This window comes from Prolixibacteraceae bacterium (assembly GCA_019720755.1).
GTDB lineage: Bacteria > Bacteroidota > Bacteroidia > Bacteroidales > Prolixibacteraceae > Halosquirtibacter > Halosquirtibacter laminarini.
Map to the genome: position 1 here is coordinate 3,307,181 of CP081303.1, position 23,394 is coordinate 3,330,574.

17 protein-coding genes are annotated in these 23,394 nt (G+C 34.2%); 9 read left to right on the plus strand and 8 right to left on the minus strand.

Annotated elements, in window-relative coordinates:
• Positions 1-41: 41 nt before the first annotated feature.
• Together K4L44_13025 and K4L44_13030 are read right to left on the minus strand one after the other, a co-directional pair.
• Positions 42-635 carry a hypothetical protein gene (locus tag K4L44_13025; GenBank protein ID QZE13489.1) on the minus strand — a complete coding sequence of 198 codons (594 nt, stop codon included), beginning with the start codon at positions 633-635 and terminating at the stop codon, positions 42-44.
• Positions 636-739: 104 nt separating this feature from the next.
• Positions 740-2,611 (minus strand): endonuclease, encoded by a 1,872-nt coding sequence (locus tag K4L44_13030; protein ID QZE13490.1) that lies wholly within the window; start codon positions 2,609-2,611, stop codon positions 740-742.
• 376 nt (positions 2,612-2,987) lie between these two features.
• Here K4L44_13030 and K4L44_13035 point away from each other — a divergent pair, with 376 nt between their 5' ends.
• The 3 genes from K4L44_13035 to K4L44_13045 are packed head-to-tail and all read left to right on the plus strand — an operon-like array spanning position 2,988 to position 5,928.
• Positions 2,988-3,218, plus strand: a complete 231-nt coding sequence (locus K4L44_13035) for a DUF4492 domain-containing protein (GenBank protein ID QZE13491.1) — start codon at positions 2,988-2,990, stop codon at positions 3,216-3,218.
• Positions 3,211-4,770, plus strand: a complete 1,560-nt coding sequence (locus K4L44_13040) for a cytochrome ubiquinol oxidase subunit I (GenBank protein ID QZE13492.1) — start codon at positions 3,211-3,213, stop codon at positions 4,768-4,770. Before K4L44_13035 ends, K4L44_13040 begins: the two co-directional genes overlap by 8 nt.
• A gap of 21 nt (positions 4,771-4,791) precedes the next feature.
• Positions 4,792-5,928, plus strand: a complete 1,137-nt coding sequence (locus K4L44_13045; GenBank protein QZE13493.1) for a cytochrome d ubiquinol oxidase subunit II — start codon at positions 4,792-4,794, stop codon at positions 5,926-5,928.
• A 185-nt stretch (positions 5,929-6,113) separates the two neighbouring features.
• On the opposite strand, the gene K4L44_13050 is transcribed toward K4L44_13045, so the two are convergent.
• Complete coding sequence (locus K4L44_13050; protein ID QZE13494.1) at positions 6,114-6,830, minus strand: queuosine precursor transporter; 717 nt, start codon at positions 6,828-6,830, stop codon at positions 6,114-6,116.
• Between the two features lie 246 nt (positions 6,831-7,076).
• Between K4L44_13050 and K4L44_13055 the strand changes: the two genes are divergently transcribed.
• The 3 genes from K4L44_13055 to K4L44_13065 all read left to right on the plus strand — a co-directional run bounded on the left by K4L44_13055 (position 7,077) and on the right by K4L44_13065 (position 9,710).
• Positions 7,077-7,769 (plus strand): Bax inhibitor-1/YccA family protein, encoded by a 693-nt coding sequence (locus tag K4L44_13055; protein ID QZE13495.1) that lies wholly within the window; start codon positions 7,077-7,079, stop codon positions 7,767-7,769.
• A gap of 84 nt (positions 7,770-7,853) precedes the next feature.
• On the plus strand, positions 7,854-8,366 hold the full coding sequence (locus K4L44_13060) for a hypothetical protein (protein ID QZE13496.1): 513 nt from the start codon (positions 7,854-7,856) through the stop codon (positions 8,364-8,366).
• A 36-nt stretch (positions 8,367-8,402) separates the two neighbouring features.
• Complete coding sequence (locus K4L44_13065) at positions 8,403-9,710, plus strand: MATE family efflux transporter (protein ID QZE13497.1); 1,308 nt, start codon at positions 8,403-8,405, stop codon at positions 9,708-9,710.
• A 39-nt stretch (positions 9,711-9,749) separates the two neighbouring features.
• On the opposite strand, the gene K4L44_13070 is transcribed toward K4L44_13065, so the two are convergent.
• The 4 genes from K4L44_13070 to K4L44_13085 all read right to left on the minus strand — a co-directional run bounded on the left by K4L44_13070 (position 9,750) and on the right by K4L44_13085 (position 14,848).
• Positions 9,750-11,408: a nucleoside kinase gene (locus K4L44_13070; GenBank protein QZE13498.1), complete on the minus strand. Its 1,659-nt coding sequence runs from the start codon at positions 11,406-11,408 to the stop codon at positions 9,750-9,752.
• 162 nt (positions 11,409-11,570) lie between these two features.
• Complete coding sequence (locus tag K4L44_13075) at positions 11,571-12,272, minus strand: Crp/Fnr family transcriptional regulator (GenBank protein QZE13499.1); 702 nt, start codon at positions 12,270-12,272, stop codon at positions 11,571-11,573.
• Between the two features lie 211 nt (positions 12,273-12,483).
• Entirely contained in the window at positions 12,484-14,133 is a 1,650-nt protein-coding gene (locus tag K4L44_13080; GenBank protein ID QZE13500.1) for an NAD+ synthase, read from the minus strand.
• Between the two features lie 52 nt (positions 14,134-14,185).
• Complete coding sequence (locus K4L44_13085; GenBank protein QZE13501.1) at positions 14,186-14,848, minus strand: PorT family protein; 663 nt, start codon at positions 14,846-14,848, stop codon at positions 14,186-14,188.
• A gap of 186 nt (positions 14,849-15,034) precedes the next feature.
• Between K4L44_13085 and K4L44_13090 the strand changes: the two genes are divergently transcribed.
• From K4L44_13090 to K4L44_13100, 3 genes are all read left to right on the plus strand, one after another.
• Entirely contained in the window at positions 15,035-16,036 is a 1,002-nt protein-coding gene (locus tag K4L44_13090; protein QZE13502.1) for a hypothetical protein, read from the plus strand.
• Between the two features lie 417 nt (positions 16,037-16,453).
• Positions 16,454-19,459 (plus strand): TonB-dependent receptor, encoded by a 3,006-nt coding sequence (locus K4L44_13095; protein QZE13503.1) that lies wholly within the window; start codon positions 16,454-16,456, stop codon positions 19,457-19,459.
• A gap of 11 nt (positions 19,460-19,470) precedes the next feature.
• On the plus strand, positions 19,471-20,679 hold the full coding sequence (locus K4L44_13100) for a RagB/SusD family nutrient uptake outer membrane protein (protein ID QZE13504.1): 1,209 nt from the start codon (positions 19,471-19,473) through the stop codon (positions 20,677-20,679).
• A gap of 574 nt (positions 20,680-21,253) precedes the next feature.
• Here the strand turns inward: K4L44_13100 and K4L44_13105 are convergent.
• Positions 21,254-23,359 (minus strand): SurA N-terminal domain-containing protein, encoded by a 2,106-nt coding sequence (locus tag K4L44_13105; protein QZE13505.1) that lies wholly within the window; start codon positions 23,357-23,359, stop codon positions 21,254-21,256.
• Positions 23,360-23,394 lie beyond the last annotated feature (35 nt).

Genomic DNA, 23,394 nt, shown 5'->3' on the forward strand with positions numbered 1-23,394 from the left:
GGTTTAGTTTTTATAACCTCATGAAGTTTTATTTAATGATGTTATTTTTTTACGATAGTAATGGACGAAACGACAGGTGCCGCATTTAGCAATACTTCATTGCTTGAAGGGATACCTTGGTCTCCGATAAGCTTCATATAGTCATTCCCTACATCTTTAGTAAGTTTAAATTGTATATGAAACATGTTTTTTAATTTACCTTCGTTCCAAGAAGTAACTGTTCCTGCAAGGTCTCTGTCTATTTCATAGCCAATGATTTCGAACCCTTTCCCATTCAGTTTCTCTATTTCGCTTAATGTACTCCCCACATGTACTCCTTGAGCTGTTTTCCAAGTACTCCCATCTTGTCTTGTTGAGATAGAGTAGATCGCACTTTTCTTATTATCTTTCCAAATAATAGTCAGGTTGTTTTTTTGATTAGGAAACTTAATCTCTGTCATATTAGCACCACTACCTTCATCGATAAAGTCTTTTAGATTCTCTTTTTTGAAATTTTGTTCCAAATCACCATGCGACATGGTAATTTTCACTTTTCCGATAGCATTGCTCGTAATTAGGTTTGTTTGATTTTTGCTACATGAGCTTAGTATGAATAATCCTACTAATACTATAAGTTGAAATAACTTATTTTTCATATTGAATGTTGTTTAATGATATTATTCAATACAAAGATGACAAAAAAAAACTGAGGACCTTTTATTGATCCTCAGTTCAGTGGGTAATTTATAAATATTATGTACTATCTTTTGATAATCTTCTTTACAATTGTTTCTCCATTATAGGTGTGTAGTTTTATTAAGTAAAGCCCTGGAGTCAATTCTGAGATATCGATTCGACTATTCTCTGAGGAAATATTTTGTTGACTTACTTGTAGGCCCATGATGTTGATGATATCCATTTTCACGATCTTATTATCTGATCTGTTTTGGATTGAAATAAAGTCTAATGCAGGGTTTGGAAGAATTTGAATCATCAAGTTCATTTTCCAATCATTCACAGCGGTCGATTTTTTGTCGCCTGTAACTTCAATTCTACCTATATCCCACATCGATGTCTCCCCATTACCTGTACCAGAAGTGGTATAGTGAAATGCTATATAGAGATCTTTATTGGTTCCTGTCTCAATCACATCCGATTTGATATCTTTTTTCCAACTATTTGAATTTTGTACTGGCAAATCAAGATTCATCTCTTTCCATGTCCCGTGTTCTTCAGGGGTTCCATCTTGATAGTCATATGAATAGTAGATGGCAAAAGGCTTCGAATTGCCTTTGTCTGTGAATCTTGTTTTAATGTCTGTTGAGAAAATAAAGTTCTTTACTTTTGAGATGTCGATCTTTTTAATTACAGCCCACTCATCAGTTGGTTTTTTTCCTTTATATCCATTAAAACGTAAAACATCGTGATATAGGTAATAAGGTTTTTTACCACCTTCTTTCATATAGACAGTAAAACTACTTGCATCTGTATTTAATTCATCTAAGAAAAGTACTGTTGGTTTAAGGTCTGAATTACCAATTTCATAGACTTGAGATTTGATGCTTTTGTCTTTATTATCTACAAGAGTAATTTGGAAGAATAAACATTTTGCTGTTTTGTTAATATCTAAGGAGTAATTTCCTGTTTCATTTGGAGTGATCTCCTTTTCATTATCTAGGTTCTCTTTTGTCTCTCCCCAATTTACAGACAATGTTTTGACTCCATCCTTACTCTGATATTTTGCATTGAATGATACTTTACCACTTACAAATGATTGATCTTGGTGTGTAACAGACTCAAAATATGGTCTAGATACTCCCCAGATACTTTCGACATACTCTGGATGATCAATAAATGGATTTCTATTATGCTGAATTTTATAAACCTCATTATTTCTTTTGATCTCTCTTGCACTTACAGGATCGTTATTATGCCACTTTAAAAGCACTTTAATGTACCAAGGTTTTATTGAAGGGTAGTCTTTTCCAGTAAAAACCCATGCTCCTGCACTACTATAAGTAGTCCATTTAGACACTCTATCATTATATCTTGTGACCATATAAAGGTAACTTCTAGCAATGTCTCCTTTGTATTCATCAATAGGTTCAAATACTGTGCCTGTGAACCCCTCATCAGCACATGATCCTACCTTCGATCCATTAGAAGTGGTTAGCGTTGCCTTGGCAACATCTGCATGTGGATAGTTATTTCTTCTGTTGTTTACCCATGTGTCTGATGGATATACATGAAATAAATCGGTTCTCATTGGCGTTGCTTTATTGAACCAACTTTGAGGAACAGTGTGTTCTCGATTGTAGCTTCCACCTTCTGCTTTTTCGCTGCTACCAGTATCATTGATATGGGTGAAAGTGTATTTTGGAGTCCCACCTGGAATATCCGTATACATGTCTAAAACTTTAGAAGGATCATCTTCTCGAGCATCAGTTTTCTTATAAGCATTGTAAAGATCATCGTAATTTAATGAATGATGGTCTTTGATAATGTTAAAAAGAGAAACCTTCAACTCTTTTCCTGCTTTTCCTTCTGCATCTTTGTAGTACCCATCAGGTGCTTGTGCAAATCCAGTTAGAACTGAAAATAATAATAAAAATAAAGTAAAAGTTCTGATCATAAACTTTGAGTTTAGGAAGTGAAAAAATGTTTAATAAATTGTGCCATTGCGTTTTATCTAATATTTATATTAGATAAATTGGATGTTAATTTACATTTATTTACAATTAACTGTGCTGATTTTAGTCATTTTATAGTAGTATTCTTCTCATTGTTCATGTCTATTTAAAATAGGTATAAATTATAATTTTTAGAATGTATTGTTAAACATGAAACATCATAAAACATTTCTATTTACCATCTGTTCAAAGTTTAGTGATTTAATGATTTTTCATATTGTTTGATTTGATGTTTATTAAAGTAAAAGAAATACGTATCTTATACTCTTAAATTCAAAAATGTTTGTATTTTCACGCAAACGAAAAAAATAAATACCCATGAATATCTTTAAAAGAGTTTTTAGTTTTTACTATGAGGGATTTAAGTCAATGACTTGGGGTAAGCAGGCATGGGCTGTAATCTTGTTAAAGCTATTTGTTATGTTTTTTGTGTTGAAGCTCTTTTTCTTCCCAAATAAGTTAAATACTGAGTTCTCAACAGATAAAGAGCGTAGCGCTCATGTAATTGATAATTTGACAAACATTCAAACAGATATAAATAATGATTGACACTTTAGACTTATCTACGGTTGACTGGTCCAGAGCCCAGTTTGCACTTACAGCCATGTACCATTGGTTGTTTGTACCCTTAACTTTAGGGATCACGTTTCTGTTAGCTATAATGGAGACGATCTACTATAAAACAGGAAATCCTGAGTGGAAGAGAGCCACTAAGTTTTGGATGAAGTTATTTGGGATTAACTTTGCAATAGGGGTATCTACGGGTATTATTTTAGAGTTCGAGTTTGGAACAAATTGGTCAAACTACTCTTGGTTTGTAGGAGATATTTTTGGGGCACCATTGGCTATTGAGGGAATGCTTGCATTTTTTATGGAGTCTACATTTATTGCTGTGATGTTCTTCGGATGGAACAAGGTAAGTAAGGGATTCCATCTTGCATCTACATGGTTGACAGCTATTGGAGCTAACTTATCCGCATTATGGATTCTAATTGCAAATGCGTGGATGCAGAATCCTGTTGGAATGCAGTTTAATCCCGACACTGCTAGAAATGAGATGATGAACTTTTGGGAAGTCGCTTTAAGTCCTATGGCTATTAATAAAGTGGTGCATACGATTGGATCAGGTTTGGTTACAGGAAGTGTTTTTATTCTTGGTATCTCTTGCTGGTTTCTTTTGAGAAAGAGGGAAGTGGCTTTTGCGAAAAGAAGCATCATGGTAGCAAGTATCTTTGGACTTATAAGTTCGCTTTTTGTTGCAGGTACAGGAGATGGATCTGGACAGATGGTTGCAAAACACCAGCCTATGAAGTTTGCCGCAATGGAAGGTCTTTATAAAGGACAAGAGGGAGCTCCTCTGATCGCTTTTGGTGTTCTTTCGAATGACAAAGTAAATGATCACTCTACAAGAGAAGCAGACAAGTTCGCATTCAAATTCGAGATTCCTAAAGCTGGTTCTCTTTTGGCATTTCATGATCCAAATGCATATTTACCTGGAGTGTATGATATATTAGATGGTGTTCCTGAAAGAGGATTATTGTCTACAACAGAAAAGATTGAACGAGGTCGTTTGGCTATTAAGACTTTAAAAGATTACAAGATAGCTAAGAAGGAGAAAAATGAGGCTGTGTCTTCTCAATTGAGAGAAAAGTTTATGAGTGAAGATTTCCAAAATAATTATTTCAAGTATTTTGGTTATGGATATTTTAATAATCCTGAGGATATTATTCCCAATGTACCACTAACATTTTATAGCTTTCATATAATGGTTGGACTAGGGACTTTTTTTATTGCACTTTTTGCTTTGGCTCTATTCCTTGCTATTAAAAGAAAACTAACCAAATATAAATGGTTCTATTATCTTTCGTTACTTGCCTTGCCTTTAGTATACGTTGCAGGGGAAGCAGGATGGGTCGTTGCAGAAGTTGGACGTCAACCTTGGGTGATTCAAGACTTGATGCCTACTATTGCAGCTGTCACAAATATTGATTCGAGTGCTGTAATAGTTACTTTTTGCCTTTTTGCAATTGTATTTACTTTTCTACTAATTGCAGAGATTATGATTATGGTTAAACAAATAAAAATTGGCCCAGAGAAATAGGCTGTATAATATTTTGTGATTATGTTAGGATTTTTATCGTATAGTTTCTTACAACATTATTGGTGGGCAATTATTTCCCTATTAGGAAGTTTGTTGGTTTTCTTGCTTTTTGTACAAGGAGGACAATCGATGATTTTCTCTTTTGCGAAGACTGAAACGGAGAAGACTCTATTAATTAATGCCCTTGGTCGAAAGTGGGAGTTTACATTTACAACTCTAGTAACTTTTGGTGGTGCATTTTTTGCATCTTTTCCGTTGTTTTACTCGACGAGTTTTGGTGGAGCATATTGGGCTTGGATGGCTTTGCTGTTCTGTTTTATTTTACAAGCAGTTTCGTATGAATTTAGAAAACGTCCAAACAATTTTTTAGGAGCTAAAACATTTGAGGTGTTTTTGCTAATAAATGGTGTTCTTGCTACAATTCTTATCGGTACTGTAGTTGGTACATTTTTCACTGGTGCAAATTTTTCTCATAATGAGATGAACTTCTCTAAATGGGAGCATCCAATGGGAGGATTAGAGGCCATTTTTAATTATATCAACGTATCTCTAGGTTTGGCTGTTTTCTTCTTATCAAGAGTTTTGGCATTACACTATTTTAAGAATAGTATAAGTCATGATGCATTTGATCGTAGATTTTCGAAATCGATATTAATGAATGCGGTTCCATTCTTGATCTTTTTCTTAACCTTTTTAATCTCTATCTTGTTTATAGACGGAAGAGGATATGATGCTCAAGGTTTTGTTTCTGTAGTACCTCATAAATATTTATATAATTTACTTGAGATGCCATTAAATACAGCGATTCTTTTGATTGGTGTTGTACTTGTTCTTTATGGTATCTTCTCTTCACTAAGATTTCCAAAAAGACAGAATGCAATTTGGTTTTCAGGGTCAGGAACAGTCTTGACTGTTTTTTCTTTATTGATCCTTTCAGGTTATAATAATACTTGTTATTACCCTTCGAATGTAGATATGCAGTCTTCATTAAATATTACCAATAGTTGTTCTTCAGAGTATACTTTAACTGTAATGAGTTGGGTTTCGTTGATTGTTCCTTTTGTTGTTGCATATATTGCATATGCGTGGAGGGCCATTAATAAGACTGATATTACAGAGGATGAGGTTACTGGACATGGAGATACACACATTTATTAATTTAAACTTATAAGAATATGTATTTAAATTCTATATTATGGCTTCTCTCTGTTCCAGTGGTTATTACTATTGCTTATCAGATTATTAAGAGAGTGGTTGCAAAATATGAAGATAGTTTTACGGACGAAATGTAAATCTAATATAAAAAAAAGAGCGGATTTTAATCCGCTCTTTTCATTCCTTTTTTATCGTAATGTTTCATCGTAGAAGAAGCTGTTTTTTTTCTTTATTCGTCGTGCTAAGTACACAAATGGAGTATCTGCGGCAGCTACTACAAATTTAAGTAGATAGGTAGAGACAAAGATCTGAATGAGATCATTATGTGAAAATACACCATAGAATGCAGCGAGTGTGAAAAAACCACTGTCTATAAGCTGTGATACCATCGTGGACAGGTTATTTCTTATCCACAATTGATTCTCTTTAGGAAAGTATCTCTTCCAAAAATGAAATGCCCAAACATCGTGCTTTTGAGAGATAACATATGACAATAGACTCGCAATTGCAATGCGAGGCATCAAGTTAAATATCATCTCAAGAGATTCGTGTGTTTTAGTAGACAAAACATCTCCCTCAAGTGGTTCAAATAAAAGTGCTAGGTTCATTAGAATTACCATGGATATTAGACTGAAGAACCCTATCCATACAGCTTGGTTTGCATCCCTCTTTCCATAGTTTTCCGAGAGTATATCTGTAACAAGAAAAGAGGAGGCATATACAATATTCCCCAATGTCGCTATCATTCCAAATAGATGTACTGTTTGAATTACTTGTATATTTGCAATGATAGTGGATATAGGAATCCAAACTAAAAGACCTCTTTTGCCAAATATTTTATATGCTAGAACGATTAGTATAAAATTGGCTAATAACATGATTAGCCACATAATTGCATTATTCATTATATGTAAGATTGGCCTATCCTTTCTATAAGTGATAGTGATTAATGTATAACAAAGTTTACAAAGTTGTCATTTTTTTCTGAATACTATGGAGGTTTTCATGACATTTTAGCATAGGCATGATTTTTGACCTAGTGTTTAGAGGTTGTCGTTTTGATAACTTTTGTTTATGAATTTGTTTCAAGAGTTTTTGTAGCTTTGTGAATAGTAATTTGAATAGATTTTGATAATTAAAAATTTGAATATATGGAAAATAGATGGATGCAACGTGATGCTTCAGAAGCACGTTCTGCTTTTATGCAGAAAGTTTATGCATGGATGTTCTCTGCTCTTTTAATTACAGCAGGTGTTGCCTATTTGAGTGCCTCTTCGAGTACTATAATTGGTTTAGTTTATAGTAGTGGTTTTGGTGTATTCCCTCTTATCATAGCAGAATTGGCATTGGTTTATTATATCTCTAGCCGTATTGATCGCCTGTCATCCGATCGTGCTCGTTTGTTGTTCTTTATATATGCAGCATTGAATGGGGTTACATTGGGAATTATATTCTTAGTCTATACCAGTGGCTCCATTTATAATACATTCTTGATCACTGCTGCGATGTTTGGGTTGATGAGTCTATATGGTTATATGACCAAAAAAGATTTATCTTCTATAGGTAATATTGCTTTTATGGCGCTTATCGGTGTTATAATTGCTTCTGTTGTCAATATGTTTTTGAATAGCGAAGCTTTATATTGGATCATTAGTTATGTAGGAGTGATTCTTTTTACTGGATTGACAGCTTATGATACACAGAAGATTAAACATATGTATGAAGTGACTGCCCATGACCCAGAAGGAGTAAATAAGGTCGCTATATTAGGTGCTTTAACTTTATACCTTGATTTTATTAACCTATTCTTGTATCTACTTCGCTTTTTTGGAAGAAGAGACTAGTCGTTATCTTATATAAGATGTAAAGAAGATATCCTTGTGGTCTAGAATCATAAGGATATCTTTTTATGAATAAATGTGGCTGTTATGAGTAAAAGAGAGCTCAAGAAACATCTTGATACCCTGAATGAAGATCAATTAAAGGAGATGATTGTTGATCTGCATGATCGTTTTAAAGATGTAAAAGATTTTTATAAGTTCTTCTTCAATCCTGATGAAGATAAACTACTAGAAGATGCAAAAACTGCAATAAATAAAGAGTTTTATCCTGCAAGGTCTAGAAGACCTAAGATGCGTCCAACAGTTTTTAAAAAGAACTACAAACTATTGTCTACTTTGGGGGTATCTCCCGAAAAGCTAATTGAGCTGATGTTGTACTATATCGATGTTGCAATACAATTTCCACGTAGTCGTAATATCAGAAAAGCCAATTTTCATCAAAGTATTTATAAGACATATGAGGATTGTATTTCCTATGTTTTTAAAGAGGGATTTGAGTCTATTTACATGAATAAGTTAGAAGAGATTGTAGACCAGACATGGAAGAAAGATTGGCCTAATAAGTCCAATTTTGATAAAGTTCTCGACCTCTATGCTTAAACTATCATACGTATCTATCTATTTTAATTGAATATTTTGAACAGAAAAATATTGTCGTTGGCTATTCCCAACATTATAAGTAATATCACGGTACCTCTTTTATCGCTAGTAGACCTAGCTTTAATGGGCCATCTTGATTCTGATATATATATTGGAGCGATCTCATTGGGAGGGGTGTTGTTTAACTTTATCTATTGGGCATTCAATTTTCTACGAATGGGAACGAGTGGGCTTACTGGCCAAGCCTATGGAGCAAATGATCACAAACGAGTGAATCATCTGTTATATCAATCGCTGCTTGTCTCTTTAATGATTGCAGTTTCCCTAATCGTGTTACAAAGACCTATCGAATGGTTGAGTTTTAATTTGTTAGAGGGGAGTCAGGAGGTTAAGGATTCTGCGAGAATCTATTTTCAGATACGTATTTGGGCAGCTCCTGCCACTTTAGGACTGTATGCGTTAAATGGCTGGCTCGTCGGAATGAAAAATGCAAAGATCTCTATGATCGTTGCGATTCTTGTCAATATTGTAAATATCGTTCTAAACTCTTTGTTTGTTCTTGTTTTGGGACTTACGTCTGATGGAGTTGCTCTTGCAACAGTAATTTCACAATATGTTGGACTTATTGTTACTGCTGTTTTAATCTATAGGAACTTCAATGCATGGATTGGTTGGACTCATTTAAAATCTTATTTAGACCTGGGAGACTTAAAACGATTCTTTTCTTTAAATAAAGATATATTTATTAGAACTCTTTGTATTATAATTGTCTTTACTTTTTTTACTTCGAAGTCTGCTGGGGTGAACGATCAAGTGTTGGCTGCAAATACTCTACTTCTTCAGTTTATGATGTTTTTCTCTTTCTTTATGGATGGGTTTGCTTTTGCAGGGGAGTCTCTCTCTGCGAACTTATATGGTGCTAAGAAAGTTGAATCGTTTTACAAACTGTTAAAACTTCTCTTTTTATGGGGAATTTGTTTATCTATCCTCTTCTCGCTTGTATATGGATTATTAGGGAAATCAATATTGTCTATATTAACAAATAATAATGAGGTAATTGGGGTTGCAAGTGATTATATTGGTTGGGTCGTATTGGTCCCAGTTCTTAGTTTTTCTGCCTATATTTGGGATGCAATCTATATTGGTGTGACTTCGTCAAAAGCGATGAAGGACACCATGTTAATGTCAACGCTATTGTTGTTTTTCCCTGTTTGGTATTTTTGTAAACCTTGGTTTGGTAATCATGCTTTGTGGTTTGCGATGATTTCTTTTATGTTTGGAAGAGGTTTATTTCAAACTATCTGGTCGAAGAAGGCTGTGTTTAGTAAGTTACGAACTTTATAAATATAAAAAGAGGAGATGTTTAAGATCTCCTCTTTTTTGTTAATATTCAAAGCTACTGCCACCTAAGAACTCCCTTAATATGGACGTTGGTGGTATTTCAGAAGCATTATAGCTTCTAAAGTAAGATATGAAGTTTAGAAGTCTTTTAGCCTCTGCATATTCTGGTTCTCTCTCTTTCACACTTTGTAATCGGTAAACCAAATAAGGTTTCAATACACTTAGTTCATATATTAGTGCCGAATTAAACATTATATCAGCCTCCTCTTGATACGGGAAAATATGTTTTTCTTCCCCATTTCTTACACTAGGCCATCGCTTAATGGTTTCAGAAGCATTGTAATTACGGAATTTACTATCCCTTACAATTCTACGAATTAAACGATTGTCTGTCGAAGGAATATAGTTGTGTTCATCTAATGATATTGGTGTGAGTGCAGAAATAAATATTTTAAAAATATGCTTCTGTTCGATGTCACTTACCAATTGTGGGTTCAGCGCATGTATTCCTTCTATGATTAAAATATCATGAGCTTCTAACTTCATCTTTTCAAGAGTCTTCACTCTTTCCCCTAGTGTGAAGTCAAAACGATGTTTTGTAATCTCCTCGCCACTAAAAAGAGTATCAAGTTGATGGTTTAGGAATGCTTTATCGATAGCTTCAAATGCTTCGAAGTCATATTCCCCTTTTTCATCTAAAGGTGTTTCTACTCGGTTCACGAAGAAGTCATCTAGTGAAATCTGTTTGGGTGTACATCCAAGCACTGAAAGCTGTATTCCTAGTCTCTTGCTAAATGTAGTTTTTCCTGAACTAGAAGGACCTGCAATTAATACCATCTTGATCGAGTCACGAGATTGTACTATTTTATCTGCGATACGAGCAATCTCTTTTTCATGGAATGCCTCTGCAATTTTAATAAGATCTCTATCCCAGTTTCGGTATTTACAGTCATTAAGTTGAGATAGGTTTCTTGCATTAAGATTATTCGCCCAATTCTTATGATACCTAATTGTCTGAAATAATTTCTGTTGATTCTTTATTGGTTCTAACTCTCCATGGTTATTCTTAGTTGGTAGTCTTAGTATAAAACCATCGGAATAGAGTTCTATATCAAAAGATTTAAGATGGGAACTGTTTGGAACAAGGTGATTATAGAAAAAGTTATGGTGTCCATTGAACTCATTTAGAGGTGCATATAAGTTACCATATTCTTCGAAGAGTCTTTTTTTTGCATATAATTTCTCCTTTGAAAGAATTTTAGAACATTGCTCAATTGGATATAGGTGACGGTGGAATGGAATGGCTTCAAGTACAAGTCGTTCCATTTCTCCTTTTAATATTTCATGATAATTTATAGGTAATGTATCAATATTATCCAACTTACAATAGTAACCTCCCGAAACAGAGTTTCTTATTGATAGCGTGTGGTCAGGAAAACAACGTAACGAAGCAACCCAAAGCATGAATGAAAGAGATTTAGCATACATCCTTCTACCTTCGGGATGATCGTAACCAAAGAATGTAATTGTTTTGGGTTTGACTACAGTGTAGTCCAATGATTTACAACGGTTATTTACCATTGCTCCAAGAAGATCACTTTCGATCTTTATATTTTGGTCTTCAGCAATCTCCTCTAATGTAATGCCTAGAGGGTATGTTTTATATACATCGGTGTTGGTGCAATAAATCGATATATTCATAGCCTACGGTTCTTTTTTAACTAAGATAAAATATATTGTGACTGTAAATTAGTTAAAAAATAGGCTAAAAGAAAGAATTGTAGAAGTATGTTTTTGTGTGGGTACTAAAATAGATAACCAACACCGTAGAATAATGTATAGTCCACGGTGGTGGTTAAATTTTTAGCCAAGCATAGATATCTTTTCTAAAGCATTCACATCAGTTAGGCGTATTTTACGTCCATCAATTGCGATTACTTTTTCATTTGCGAAAGTGGATAACGTTCGAATGGCATTTGAGGTTGTCATATTCGACAAATTAGCAATATCTTCTCTAGATAGATATACTTTTAAGGTTGTTTGATCGTTCTCAAAACCATATTTATCTCTTAAGAGAAGTAGACTTTCAGCTAACCTTCCACGAATATGTTTTTGGGTCAAACTAATCGTACGTTTATTGGAGAAACCTAGTTCTTGTGCAAGGTTCTGAAGCAAACGTAATGAGAAGTTATTGTTTTTGAGCAAAGTGTTAAATAGAAAGTCTTCTGGGATACAGTGTACAATACTTTCTTCTAAAGCAACAGCAGATGAGATGTGATTTTCCCCAGCAAGCAATGATCTAAAGCCTACTAAGCCTCTAGATTTTACCATTCGGATAATCTGTTCTCGACCTCCTACGCCCTCTTTGTATATTTTTACTTTGCCCTCATGGAGGTAAACCATACCTGTAGGAGTGTCACCTTCTTTGTAGATTATTTCATTGCGACGACAGCGAATAACTTGACGTGCTTTCTCTAATTCTTTAAGTTCTTCAGGTGACAAAACTGTAAATATGCTTTCTCTCTCTTCAAAGTGACCCTCTAAATCAAAATTTGAATTAAACATACTCCACTCTGTTTATGTTATATAGCATCAAAGTTAATTAAATAATCCTGATACGAAATTATTTATGTGATCGAATATACAATAATTTTGAAAATAAAAAGAGTTTAATTAAACTCTTTTTGCTTTCATCTGTTAACCTTTGCTTTACTACAATAAAAAAAGAGAGAAGTAGCTCTTCTCTCTTTCTGTGCTTCATTTATATTGCTGATATCTAGTTTCGATATTTAGCAACAATAGGCATTTTGCGACCACCTCCAAAAGCTTTCGAGGATACTCTTATAATAGGAGGGCATTGAAAACGTTTATATTCATTGCGATCAACCATTCCAACAATACGTTCTACAACATCTCTTGGATAGCCATGAGAAATTATTTGCTCATTTGACATTGATTTTTCAATGTATAGATAAAGAATACTATCTAGAAGATCATAGTCTGGTAGTGAATCGCTATCCTGTTGTCCTGGACGTAATTCTGCTGATGGTGGTTTCACAATAGTATTTACAGGTATTATCTCTTCATCTCTATTGATGTAGTGTGCGAGTTTAAATACGTCTGTCTTATACACATCGCCAAGAACTGAAAGTCCTCCATTCATGTCGCCGTACAATGTCCCATAACCTACAGCAGCTTCACTTTTATTAGAGGTATTCAATAAGATATTGCCAAACTTGTTAGATATTGCCATCATTAATGTACCTCTTATTCGAGCCTGAATATTCTCTTCTGTTACATCCTCTTCTAATCCTTTAAAAACGTCAGATAAACTTTTTTCATAGGCTAGTACTGGATCAACAATTGGTACAAGATCATACTGTATTCCTAGATTCTTTGCTAAATCCTCAGCGTCTTTTACAGAGTGATCAGATGAGTATTTAGAAGGCATAAGTAATACTCGAACATTTTCAGCACCTAGTGCTTCCACTGCAAGCACAACAGTTACAGCAGAGTCTATTCCTCCAGATAAACCTAAAGTGGCAGAAGAAAAACCAGATTTATTAAAATAGTCTTTAATTCCCGCGACAAGGGCATCATGAATTTTACCAATATTTCCTTTGAACGGTTGAATGGTAGGTTTACTTCTATTCTCAGTATCAACTACAGCAAAGTCTTCATTAAAATATGCCAATTCATTCTGGATAGATCCATCAGGAAGAGCATAAACCGAACCTCCATCAAATAGTATTTCTGTTTGTGCTCCTACTTGGCTGACATAAATAAAAGGCAACTTATATTTGGATGCATGTTGTTGAATCGTTTTCTTCCTTTTAGTCTCTTTGTCATGAGAGAAAGGAGAGGCTGAAAGGTTAATTGCTATATCAGGGTTTAGTTTACTAAGCTCTTCCATGGGAGAGACATTGTAAAGTTTCTTCTGTGCAAAATTATTGTCCGAACTTTGTTCATCCCAAATATCTTCGCATATAGTTATAGCAATCTTTTTACCATCGATATTTACCAACCTAAACGTTTTGTTTGGTTCAAAGTGGCGATATTCATCAAAAATATCATAGGTTGGTAATAAGGTTTTGTGTATTGTATCGTATATTTTACCTTCTCGTAGTATAAATGCCGAGTTGTATAGTCTTTTCCCTTTATTCGTATTATTAATACTAGGTGCACCAACTATGACTGTGATATCGTGTGAGTAATTACATATTTTGTCAATTGACTCCATACAGCTTAAAATGAAACGCTCTTTTTCTAAAAGGTCTTGAGGGTAGTATCCACATATGGCTAGCTCAGAAAAGACTACTACATCAGCTCCTTTTTTCTTGGCTTTTTCAATATGCTGGATGATTTTCTCTGTGTTTTTTTCGAAATTCCCAACGTGGTAATTAAGTTGTGATAATGCTATTTTCATCCTCGGTATCTATTATTTGAATTTTCGTTCTTCTCTCTTTATAATCACAAATCTAAAATATAAAGGCTAAGTTTAGTCTGACATTTCGCAGTGAACTGTTTTTCATGAAAGAATCGTTGGTGCTTATATCTGTAAAACCATTCTGATATAAGACTCCAATATTAAGAGCATTTCTGCCTCCTAGGTCATATTCCAGTCCACCTCCAACATTATACCCCATATTGAAGAATGATAGATTATCTTTTATGCTATCTCCTTTTAAAGCATCATCTTCTGTGGTGATACTACTGCCAATATTAATCCAATTTGAGAGTCCAAATTGGGCATAAAAAACAGATCTGTGTGTTTGATTTGACCTTAACTTTATTGCCGCAGGGATCTCAATAAATTTGTATCCAATTTTTACATCTTCTCCTGCTTTTATCGCAGTGTCATTGATTACTTTATCTTCGTTGTAAGTAACTTTGGATCCCATGGATGAAAGCATTACTCCTGTAAGAAATGAATACCTCTTATCTGAGTCTAAGAAAATGTCGCTTTCGATTCCAAAGTTAAATCCAAACCTTGCTTTGGCATCTTCAATACTATGATCGCTTGTTTTTATCCATCCTAGTTGCGGGGAAGCAACAAATGATAGACGAAACTTTTCCTGAGAGAAAAGCGAGGTAATGCATAAGAATGTAAATGTTGTTATTAGGGCTATTTTTTTTAACATAACTATATGTTTAATTGTTTTTACACACAAAAGTCATCATAATTGTAACTTCAAAAGTACTTTATTAGTTTTAAACTTTGTTTTTAATTTACAAAAAAAATAGTTATTTCATCGATACTATACTTATCATGATGATAAAATTGCCTTTTAATTCATTCTGTTTAATTAATTGAAATTATTGCTATTATGTCTAGAATAATATGTTTTGTCTTTTTGATTGGAGTGCTTTTTTCCTGTAATTCTGACCATCGAAATGTTTCTGTAGAAAATACTCAAACGATTGATAGTATTACACATCTTGAGGATGTCGTCACTCCAACATTAACAGATCCGGTTAAATCATTGTTTGGAGATATCCATAAGAATGAACACAAAGCAGTGTTATTTTTTGCACAACAGGTGTTAGGAGTTGAGAATGAGAGAGTGAATGATCTTAATGTAATCCTTAGTGACTTTCTAAATGACTCGACTGTTCAAAAGGCATATATTGCAGTAGGTAAAATAAATCAGATCTCTCCTTTAGATGACTCTATCAAGAAATGTTTTCACTATTTTAATTATTATTTTCCTAATTCTCCTCTGCCTCATATATATACTTTAGTGTCAGGGTTTAATAATTCTATTTTGTATAGTAAAGACGAACTTGGGGTTAGTTTAGAGATGTATCTTGGAAGTGATTGTCCTTATTATGATATGTTGGCAATCCCAAAGTATAAACATAAACTAATGATTCGTGAAAGAATCCCATTAGACATTATGGAGTTCTGGTTAAGAGTTCAGTATCCTATGTCAATTAAAAAGCGTAGACTAATAGATTATCTTATATATGAAGGCAAGATTTTGTATGCATTAACTTACATCTTTCCTGACAAAGACATTTTTTTTTCTATTGGTTATAATAAAGACCAATGGAGATGGTGTGAAACAAGTGAAGCTGCGATGTGGAACTATTTAGTCGATCAAAAAATGTTATTTGACACGAATCAATTATTGGTGCGAAAAATGGTAGGGCCATCTCCTTTTACTAATTTCTTTACAACAAAATCCCCTGGACAATGTGGCCGATGGATTGGGTATCGCTTAATTGAGTCTTATATGAAAAAAAATCCAGGTGTAACCATCCAAAAATTGTTTGAAATGAAAGATTCTTCTAAAATCCTGAGTCATACAGGTTATGCTCCTTCTTGATTAACTTGTTAATATTCTATCTTCAAAAAGATAATTTTTTCTAATATATATATGTGAATTACTGTTAATAAACAATAAAATTACGGTTTGTTTACTAAAAACACCATATTGAAATCTATTGTTTGTTAAGGTGTTGTTTATTAGTGATTTGTATTATTTTATCTCTTTGTGTGAAAGTTGTGTCATAATGATTAAGATCATGTTTTCGTAATATTGTAAATTAGCATTACATGTTTGTTTGTCTATATTTGCATTTAATCATAATGAGTTGGTTAAAATTAAGATTTGAATGAAACTTTATTGTTTTGTTTTGAATCATATTGTAAATATGAGCTCATTTTGATCTTTCTGACTATTGCAGTAGTGTAGAAAGTATTCCTTTTTTTTAGGATATAAGAAAATCAAATATGTAAATCTATGAAAAGACAATTTTTATTGTTGGTATTTTTGACACTATTGTCGATGTCAGAAGTACTAGCACAGACGTTCTATGTTCAAGGTACGGTAAGAGGTAAAAGTGATAATCTTACAATCCCTGGAGTTTCTGTATTTATCAAAGGAACTACTGTAGGAACAATTACAGATTTCGATGGTAACTTCAAAATTAAAGTTCCTTCTAAGGAAAGTGTTATTGTATTTTCTTATGTGGGAATGAAAACACAAGAGTTTGTTGTTGGCGATCAAGTTCGCATCGATGCTTTAATGGCTGAAGATGCAATCAATATGGATGAGGTTGTTGTGGTTGGATACGGTACAGTAAAAAAGAGTGAAGCCACTGGTGCCATTAGTTCTGTAAAATCAGAAGATCTAGCCAAAGCTCCTGTTGCTTCTGTTGCACAGGCTCTTCAGGGAAAAGCAACAGGTGTTCAGGTTATTTCTACAAGTGGACGCGCTGGAGATGAAACTCAAATTAGTTTGAGAGGAAATGGATCTTTAAGCGCTGGTAACAGTGTCCTTTATATAATTGACGGAGTATCCCAATCTTCGATGGGAAATATTTCTCCTCAAGATATTGAGAGTATGGAGATTCTTAAAGATGCTGCTTCTACAGCAATTTATGGTTCACGTGCTGCCAATGGGGTTATTCTGATCACTACTAAGAATGGTAAAGCAGGAAAATCATCTGTAAACGTGAATGCGTATTATGGAATACAGGATCTTGTAAAAAAGCCTGAATTGTTAAATGCACAACAATATGTTGATGTTCAAAACCAATCAATCATCAATGAGCTAGGGGAAGGTGCTACAGGTCTTCTTGGTGCTCCTAAGTATGATACAGATTGGATTGGACTGGTTACAAGAGAACATGCCAAGGTTCAAAATTATCAAACAAGTTTCAGTTCGGGTAATGAAAAAACTCAATTCTACTGGTCAGGTTCATATTATGACCAAGAAGGGGTCATCAAAAAAGACCAATACACAAAGTATAGAACTAAGTTAAACCTAACACATCGTGTTGCTGATTGGTTAAAATTAGGTGTAAATAGTTTCTTTGCAGCATCAGAAAGTGTGCCATTAAGTGAGGATAATAGTATCTATCAACCTTGGAGTGGTGCAATGAGAGCACAACCTAATCAACCTGCATTTGATGAAAATGGTAAACCTATTGCATATGCTGGTTTTACAAACCCTATGTTTGCTTTTGAGAGACAACTTACTAGTAAGAATACGGATCTAGGTGGTGCTTTCTTTGCTGACATTACTCCAATAGAAGGTCTAGTGTGGCATTCAAGTGTAAGTGGGAACATTCACATGAATAGATATAATCGTTATGATTCTCCTAGTTCAAAACAAGGATCTTCAGTAAATGGATCTGGGTATTATAGCACTACTTATAATAGAGATTTTTTGGTTGAGAATACTTTAACTTACAAAAACTCTCTTCTAGATAAGTCCCTTACCTATACAGTTCTTATCGGACACTCTTTCCAAAAATGGCAGTTTGAGGATTCATATGTACAAGGGCAGAACTTTCCATCTGAATCTTTAAGATGGTTAACTTCAGCTGGAGAGATTACTAATGGTCGAAGTTATTATAGTGCCAATGCATTAGAATCATATTTTTCACGTTTCCAATTCTCATATGAAGGACGTTATAATATGATGCTATCTCTTCGTAGAGATGCTTCTTCTAAGTTTAGAAAAGAGAATAATTCGGGTGTTTTTCCAGCAGTATCTTTAGGTTGGAATGCTTCTAAAGAGTCTTTCTTCCCTCAAGATATTCTTGTTTCTACTTTAAGTCTTCGTGCTTCTTATGGTGTTACTGGTAACCAATCTGGTATCAGTTATGCATCTGGACAAAATCTATTGGTATCAGGAAAAAACTATAATGATAAACCAGGTATTGCTGCGACATCTGTTTATAATCCTGATTTGACTTGGGAGAAATCGAGATCATTAAATGCTGGTTTAAACTTAGGTCTTTTTGAGGATCGTTTAACTTTCACAGCAGATGGTTATATCAAAAAGAGTGATGACCTTCTGAACAATGTTTCTATTACGTATGAGTCTGGTTTTAGAACCAAAAAAGCTAATGTTGGTCAGACACAGAATATCGGTTTTGAACTTGGATTGGTTGGTGATATCATTAAACAATCAGATTTAAATGTAAGCTTGAATGCAAACTTTTCCTACAATAAGAGTGAAGTCGTAGATGCAGGTAAAAAGTCTAAAGATTATTATACTACTAGTTTTGTTTCAATTGTTAAAGAAGGCTATGCCATTGGATCTTTTGATCTTTTAGAATACCAAGGTGTTGCTGACGAAGACTACGTATATATTGACAAAGATGGTAATGAAGGAAAAACTGTTCTAGCTGGAAATGCCCTTTATACTGATGTAAACGGAGATGGACAAATTACTTCGGCCGATTCAAAGGTGTATGAAGGAGGTATTGCTCCAATCTTTGGTGGACTTGGTTTAAATGTAGATTACAAGAATTTTGATTTTCATATCACTGCACAGTACTCTTTAGGAAAGAAGACTTATAATATGTCTCGTAAAGCACAAGTTGCAGGTGCTCCAATAGGTCAGAAAAAAGGCTATTCAAGAAACATGTGGACAGCCCAGTTAGATTATTGGACGCCAGAGAATCATTCAGATATTCCTCAATTAACAACAGACTCAGATCTAAGTGCTTGGAATAATAAAGATTCAAGTAGATTTTTAGAGGATGCAGACTACTTAAGAATTTCTGATATTACTCTTGGTTATAGTTTTGGAAGCAAAGTTAACTTTATTAAAACAGCTCGTATTTATCTTCAAGCGAGAAATTTGTTTACTCTAACTAATTATAGTGGATTAGATCCAGAGGTTCAGTATGTTGACCCTTCAGCAACCAACAACAAAGTTTCCGCTGGTGTTGACAATGGTGGAATCCCGAACAGTAGAACTTTCTTGATCGGACTAAACTTAAATTTTTAATCTAGAAAATCATGAAAAGAAATATATATATCACCCTAGTCTTGTTATTGGGGCTATTAACTGCATGTGAAAAGGATTTAAATATTCCATCACAAGTTAGTGTAAATGCAGAAGCAAATACAACAAAAAGTGATATCGATGCGATGGTTATCGGAATGTATAATAAAATGTTATCACCATCACGCTTTGAATACCTGAATCACCTATATCCAGAGTTCTTAGCGGATGATATAAACGGTATTTCTATACAATTTCGTCAGATTAAGTATACAATGGACCATAGTATTCCTTCTGATGATATTCTTTTGAATTATATGTATTATCCAGTTTATGAGACTGTTGCACGTTGTAATAATATCATCAAACAAAAAAATGCAACTTTAGCGCAAAGATCTTCTGCTTATTTTTGTAGAGCACTCTCTTTTTTACGATTGAATGACCTTTTTGCAGGAGTTCCTTATATTAAAGAAGATTATGTGATCGACACGCCTGTCGCTCCTTCTACAAATGATGAAGTTTTAGAATTAATTGTTGAAGATCTTAAATATGCAGCAGAGAATGCTGTTGATTTTGACGAGAAATCTCGTAAAGAATCATACTCAATTGTTTCAAAAAGTGCTGCTAAAGCATTGTTAGCTCGTGTATATCGTCTTCAGGGCAATATTGTTGAGGCTGGTAAAGTTGCAGAAGAGGTAATCTCATTGGACAAGTTTTCATTAGCTAAGAATCCTGCTTCTAATGATAGTGAGATTATCATGCAATTTACTGGTAATAAAAAAGATGGTAGCCTTGTAGGATATGTTTTTTCAAAACCGTCATATGGGTGGAACTGTTTCTCTGCCTCTGAAGAATTGACAAAACTAATTAAAGGAGACGATACACGTGTAAATACCTTTAAAAGTCTAGAACTAGGTGAAGGAGAGAACAAAAAAACTTATATGGTTCCCAATAAATATACTGAAGAACAAGACTCTTCAATTCCTGTAGTGCGTATTGCAGAGATGTATTTAATTTCAGCAGAAGCAGGGAATGACAATCGTTTAAAGGAATTTCAAACCATTCGTAAATCAAGTTTATCTCTTGAAAACGAGCGTCGATTAGAGTTATGTTTCGAAGCTGGAATTCGTTGGGAGGATCTAAAGCTTGCTGGAAAAGAAAACTATGTATTGCCTTATCCAGATAATGCAGTGGATGCAAATCCATTATTGAAAAGACCTTAATATCGCTTTATTGTCGGTAGATTATCTAAAGAGATCTCGTTTTGAGATCTCTTTTTTTTGCTCAAACAATCATACTCTAGTCTTTTATGTCAGTAAAACCCAATGTTGAATAATCATGGATACCTAATTGACTCAATATGTTATTTTGCTTTTTTTATGGTGTCTCATGCCATCAATATGCAAATGATGATTGAAAGGATTGTGTGTGTCTTTAGACTCTTAAAAGCTTCTTATTTGCAATTTAAATATCGTTCGTATCGGTGTTCTTATATTAGAATTGATTGATCCTATTCTAGACAAGAAAAAAGTGATTGATGTCATGATACAGAATCAGATTAAGAAGTGTCGCATACATGATATTTTCAAAAGAGTTATACTTCTGCTTTTAACAAGAGCTTTCTTCTGCTTTTAACAAGAGCTTTCTTCTCCTGTGTAAGTATATAATTCTTATCCATATATGTGGTGAGATTGTTCCTGTTTCAGTAAGAACAAATAGTGAATCCTTGATTCTAGCACAAAAAAAATAGGTACTCCCGAAAGGGAATACCTACTTTGTATGGTAAGCAGATGTCTACTAGTAGAACTTAATTCTAAAGTCTTTTACATCTGAAATTTCTCTAAGTTCGTTAAACGCTTGGAAAGCTGCTCTATATGATATCTCGTTAGACATACGCTTTTGAGCTGCGACAACGTTATTGTCAGTTCCCTTTGTTTTATTTGTTACTTGAACCACATAAACTCCGTTATTACCAACAACTGGTGCAGAAACTTGATTCAATTTACAAGATGCGGCAGCACCGATAACAGCAGGTTCAATACCAGCACCTGGAATTGCATATGACGCAAAGTTTAGGTTCTCAGCAGTCTTTACTGTTGTATTGTTTGCAGAAGCGATACTGTTCAGGTCAGAACCTTTAAGTTCTTTAGAGATCAATACTCCTTTTTTCTCCTTCACAACAGCCAATTTAACTTGTGCTTTAACTGTATTGAAAGAAGAGATACCTTCCTCTTGCTTTGAAGAAAGCAATGCTACAACAAAGTTGTCATCACACTCGAATATCGCAGCTTGTTTGTTGTCAAGGATAAGTTTGTTTGCCTCTTCAGCTTGGAATGCAGAACGAATGATACTTCTTGAGTGAGTAATTCCAGCGATTGCTTGTTGGTTCTTAGATAGAGTCGCAATTCTAGGAGAAACCTTCATTGCTTCCGCTTGCTTATCAAAAAGCTCACTATTTGTTCCTTCAGCTACAAATTGTGATGCTTTGTCATATACGTCACGATAAGTACTTGTACTTGGCTCAATATTACGAACAAGAACGGCAATTTTAACATTGTTTGATTTCTTACCAGTCTTTTCAACATCAATAAGGTGGAATCCAAATTGAGATTGTACAACCTGTAGCCCTTTCTTACCAGAGAAAGCCGCAGCTTCGAATTGTGGAACCATTTGTCCTTTTCTGAACCATCCTAGTTCTCCACCTTTTGAAGCAGAACCTGGATCTTGAGAGTATTTCTTTGCAGCTGCAGCAAATGAAGTTTTATTTGATTCGATGGCTGTTTTTAGACTGTCGATTAAGTGTTGGTTTTTAACCAAATCAGCTTGATTTCTTACAGGAAGAAGGATGTGTCTTGCTTTAACAGAATCTGGTAGATCTTTGAATTCAATGATTTTAGCCATTTTCCAACTATTACCCTCTTGGTATGGGCCATAAACATCTCCAGATTTTCCATCTTGAACTAATGCCTTAAGGTTTGATGCAACATCTGATGGCTTCACAAAGTTGTTATCATATGCAACATCTGAGTTTAGGCTCATGAATGATGTTAAGTTTGCAGTAGTAGAGAACTCATCTTTACGATCTTCCATCCATTTTTTTGTCTGTAGATCATCCTCTTTTGAAGGAGAAACGTTAAATACAACATATTTGATTGTTGTATTTTCGTTGTGTTTATAGTTCTCTTTGTTCTTTTCGTAATATGCTTTCATTTCAGCATCAGAGACTTTTACTAAACTATCGCTCAAACTGCTATAACTTTTAGTAACATAGTTGATGTTGAATTGATTATTACGTTCTGCTAGATCAATTTGTGCCTCTTGGTTTGTAACAAAAATTCCTTTATTGATAAGGCTGCTATATTTTGAGAACTCTCTATCTTTGATCATTTGATCTTCAAGAAAACTCCAATATTGTTTTTGTTGAGCAGAAGCTGTTGTTTCAATTGATTTAAGGAATTGTACGATAGCAGGTCTGTTCACTTCTCCTGTTTGAGGATTTCCAAACAGTTGTTTGATCATAGGGTGAATATTTTCACCTTGGATCATATCCAATAGCTCATCTGATGTTATATGAATATCTAAATCTTCATATACATCTCGCATCACATACTTACGTACTAGTACTTGCCATGCTTGCTCGCGGATCTGTTGAGTAACCCTTTCGTCTACGGAAGCGCCTCCAGATCTCATTTTATACACCTCTGTATAATCGTCTACAATTTTTTGATATTCTGGTTGCTTGATTGAAGTACCATTTATTTCAGCTATTTCCATCGCTTCGTCGCGACTGAAAGAGCTTCCCGATTTAAGTAAGCCTCCTAAAACAAAAGCTAGAAGTGCACCACCTATTGTGATTCCTACCCAAACCCCACCTTTGTCTCGAATCTTTTGTAATGTTGCCATCGATATTTATTTGTGAATTTGTAATTACAAGTTTT

Coding starts and splice junctions, on each gene's coding strand:
- K4L44_13025 (QZE13489.1), bottom strand. CDS start 635: ATGAAAAATAAGTTATTTCAACTTATAGTATTAGTAGGATTATTCATA.
- K4L44_13035 (QZE13491.1), top strand. CDS start 2,988: ATGAATATCTTTAAAAGAGTTTTTAGTTTTTACTATGAGGGATTTAAG.
- K4L44_13100 (QZE13504.1), top strand. CDS start 19,471: ATGAAAAGAAATATATATATCACCCTAGTCTTGTTATTGGGGCTATTA.
- K4L44_13055 (QZE13495.1), top strand. CDS start 7,077: ATGGAAAATAGATGGATGCAACGTGATGCTTCAGAAGCACGTTCTGCT.
- K4L44_13030 (QZE13490.1), bottom strand. CDS start 2,611: ATGATCAGAACTTTTACTTTATTTTTATTATTATTTTCAGTTCTAACT.
- K4L44_13080 (QZE13500.1), bottom strand. CDS start 14,133: ATGAAAATAGCATTATCACAACTTAATTACCACGTTGGGAATTTCGAA.
- K4L44_13075 (QZE13499.1), bottom strand. CDS start 12,272: ATGTTTAATTCAAATTTTGATTTAGAGGGTCACTTTGAAGAGAGAGAA.
- K4L44_13095 (QZE13503.1), top strand. CDS start 16,454: ATGAAAAGACAATTTTTATTGTTGGTATTTTTGACACTATTGTCGATG.
- K4L44_13090 (QZE13502.1), top strand. CDS start 15,035: ATGTCTAGAATAATATGTTTTGTCTTTTTGATTGGAGTGCTTTTTTCC.
- K4L44_13060 (QZE13496.1), top strand. CDS start 7,854: ATGAGTAAAAGAGAGCTCAAGAAACATCTTGATACCCTGAATGAAGAT.
- K4L44_13070 (QZE13498.1), bottom strand. CDS start 11,408: ATGAATATATCGATTTATTGCACCAACACCGATGTATATAAAACATAC.
- K4L44_13105 (QZE13505.1), bottom strand. CDS start 23,359: ATGGCAACATTACAAAAGATTCGAGACAAAGGTGGGGTTTGGGTAGGA.
- K4L44_13040 (QZE13492.1), top strand. CDS start 3,211: ATGATTGACACTTTAGACTTATCTACGGTTGACTGGTCCAGAGCCCAG.
- K4L44_13045 (QZE13493.1), top strand. CDS start 4,792: ATGTTAGGATTTTTATCGTATAGTTTCTTACAACATTATTGGTGGGCA.
- K4L44_13050 (QZE13494.1), bottom strand. CDS start 6,830: ATGAATAATGCAATTATGTGGCTAATCATGTTATTAGCCAATTTTATA.
- K4L44_13085 (QZE13501.1), bottom strand. CDS start 14,848: ATGTTAAAAAAAATAGCCCTAATAACAACATTTACATTCTTATGCATT.